3 protein-coding genes are annotated in these 2,194 nt (G+C 66.1%); all 3 read left to right on the top strand.

Annotated elements, in window-relative coordinates; all coding sequences use genetic code 11:
- Nucleotides 1-655 (top strand): dTMP kinase (tmk, locus tag ACE3O8_RS13450; RefSeq protein ID WP_374390553.1); only part of this gene is annotated, 655 nt, incomplete at its 5' end.
- A complete protein-coding gene (gene holB / locus ACE3O8_RS13445; RefSeq protein ID WP_374390551.1) occupies nucleotides 652-1,713 on the top strand; it encodes a DNA polymerase III subunit delta' in 1,062 nt (353 codons plus the stop codon). The genes tmk and holB, both read left to right, overlap by 4 nt.
- Nucleotides 1,710-2,078 (top strand): PilZ domain-containing protein, encoded by a 369-nt coding sequence (locus ACE3O8_RS13440; protein ID WP_153162952.1) that lies wholly within the window; start codon nucleotides 1,710-1,712, stop codon nucleotides 2,076-2,078. The genes holB and ACE3O8_RS13440 overlap by 4 nt, the downstream gene beginning before the upstream one ends.
- The last annotated feature ends 116 nt before the right edge of the window (nucleotides 2,079-2,194 follow it).

Here is a 2,194-nt window from a genome sequence, read left to right as displayed (position 1 = left end):
ACCGGGCCGTGGCCCGCTACATCCGGAAACGCAGCCAGTGAAATCCCGCTTCATCACCTTCGAAGGCATCGACGGCGCCGGCAAGAGCAGCCAGATCGCGGCTGTCGTGGCGCTTATCGAATCCCGCGGCATCGACGTCGTCCAGACTCGCGAACCCGGCGGCACGCCCCTCGGCGAGAAGCTGCGCGAACTGCTGCTGCACGAGCCGATGCACCTGGAAACCGAAGCCATGCTGATGTTCGCCGCCCGCCGCGAGCACCTCGCAGCGCTCATCGAACCGTCGCTCGCCGCTGGCAAATGGGTGGTCTCCGACCGCTTCACGGACGCCACCTACGCCTATCAGGTGGGCGGACGCGGGCTGGACGAAGGGCGCTTCGCCGCGCTCGAGCAGTGGGTTCATCCCCACCTCCAGCCTGATCTCACGCTGATCTTCGACCTCGATCCGGCTGTCGCGGCGCGACGTCTAGCAGGCACCGGCGTGGCGCCGGACCGCTTCGAGCGGGAGAAGACCGATTTCTTCGAGCGGGTCCGGTCGGCGTATCTGCGCCGGGCGGCGGCCGATCCGAAGCGGGTCCGGGTTATCGACGCCAGCCAGACGCCGGACGAGATCCGGCTGCAGGTCGAGGCCGTCGTCGGCGAGGCGTGTTTCCAATGATCTTCGAATGGCAGGCCGCCCTGTGGCAGCGCGTGCTCGACAGCGCCGAACGCATGCCCCACGCGCTGCTCTTTGCCGGCCCGGCTGGTGGCGGCAAGCGGGTTTTCGCCGAGGCACTGGCAGCGCGGGAACTCTGCGCCCAAAATGGGGTCAATGGACATGCCTGCGGCGTCTGCGAGGATTGCCTGTGGCGTCTGTCCGGCAACCACCCTGATCTCATGCGTGTGATCCCGGAAGCCGATCAGGAAGACCGCGGCGACGCGGCGACTGAAAAGCCCGAAGGTGGCAAGGCGGCCAGCCGACAGATCGTGATCGAACAGATCCGCAACCTCCAGCAGGCGCTGACCACCGGCGGCCACCGGGGAGGGCGTCGGGTGGTGATCATCGATCCGCCCGAGGCCATGAACCTGTTCACCGCCAACGCGCTGCTCAAACTGCTCGAAGAACCCACGACCAACGCCTTGTTCATTCTGGTTTCGTCCTCTCCCAAGCGTCTTCTGCCGACGATCCGCAGCCGCTGCCAGACGTGGGCCTTCCCGCGTCCGCCGGCCGAGATGGCCACCCGCTGGCTCGCCGACAAAAAGGTGCCGGACGCCGCTGCGCTGCTGGCCTTTTCCGGCGGCATGCCGCTGGCCGCAGCCGAGATGGCCGAAGGTGGCGCCGCTGCCGCACGCAAGCGCTTTGTGGATGACATCGTCAGCGTGCCGCGCAAGGCGCCGCTGCGTCTGGCGGGCGAATGGGAGAGCTGGCTGAAGAGCAAGGACGCGCTGGCCTGCGGCTTCGACATGCCGACGCTGGTAGGCTGGCTGCAGCGCTGGGTGGCCGATCTGGTCAGCCTGCGCCTGGGTGGGCCGGTGCGCTTCTTTCCTGCGCAATATGACATTCTCCACGGGCTGTCCGGTCGGCTGACCATCGACGCTGCCCTCGGCTGCTACAATGAAATCACCCAGTCCCGCCGGGTTTCGCAGCATCCGCTGAACGCCCGGCTTTTTCTTGAGGACATGCTTTTGCGGTACGCCCGGAGTCTTCAGGCCGCCGCGCCAGCCATGCGCAGATGAACGATTCCCTGAAGCGCCCCCTCCAGCCGCGCCCCAGCGTCCTGTCGCTCAACATCAGCTCCAAGTCGGCGCTGTACGCGGCCTACATGCCGTTCATCAGGAACGGCGGAATCTTCGTGCCCACCACCCGCGAGTACAAGCTCGGCGACGAGATCTTCATGCTCCTGCAGATCATGGACGATCAGACCAAGCATCCCGTTGCCGGCACCATCGCGTGGATCACCCCGGCCGGCGCCCAGGGGAACAAGACGCAGGGTATCGGTGTCCAGTTCGCAGGCGACGATGCCGGCCAGGTGCTGCGCAACCGGATCGAACAGATCCTCGCCGGCCATCTCGGCTCATCGCGCCCGACGCACACGCTCTGACGCTGTTTCCGTTGCCGTTTCCGCTTTCAATCCGAGAAGCTCACTGAAGCCTTTCACAGCCTCCCGCATCCTTCATGCTCGTCGATTCCCACTGTCACCTGGATTTCCCCGACCTC

The sequence above is a fragment of the Sandaracinobacter sp. genome, assembly GCF_041909755.1.
In the GTDB taxonomy this organism is placed as follows: Bacteria; Pseudomonadota; Alphaproteobacteria; order Sphingomonadales; family Sphingomonadaceae; genus Sandaracinobacteroides.
This window is presented reverse-complemented; position numbering and strand designations above follow the sequence as displayed.

Excerpts from the sequence above, each read along its gene's own strand:
- ACE3O8_RS13440 (WP_153162952.1), top strand. The coding sequence starts at position 1,710 with ATGAACGATTCCCTGAAGCGCCCCCTCCAGCCGCGCCCCAGCGTCCTG.
- holB (WP_374390551.1), top strand. The coding sequence starts at position 652 with ATGATCTTCGAATGGCAGGCCGCCCTGTGGCAGCGCGTGCTCGACAGC.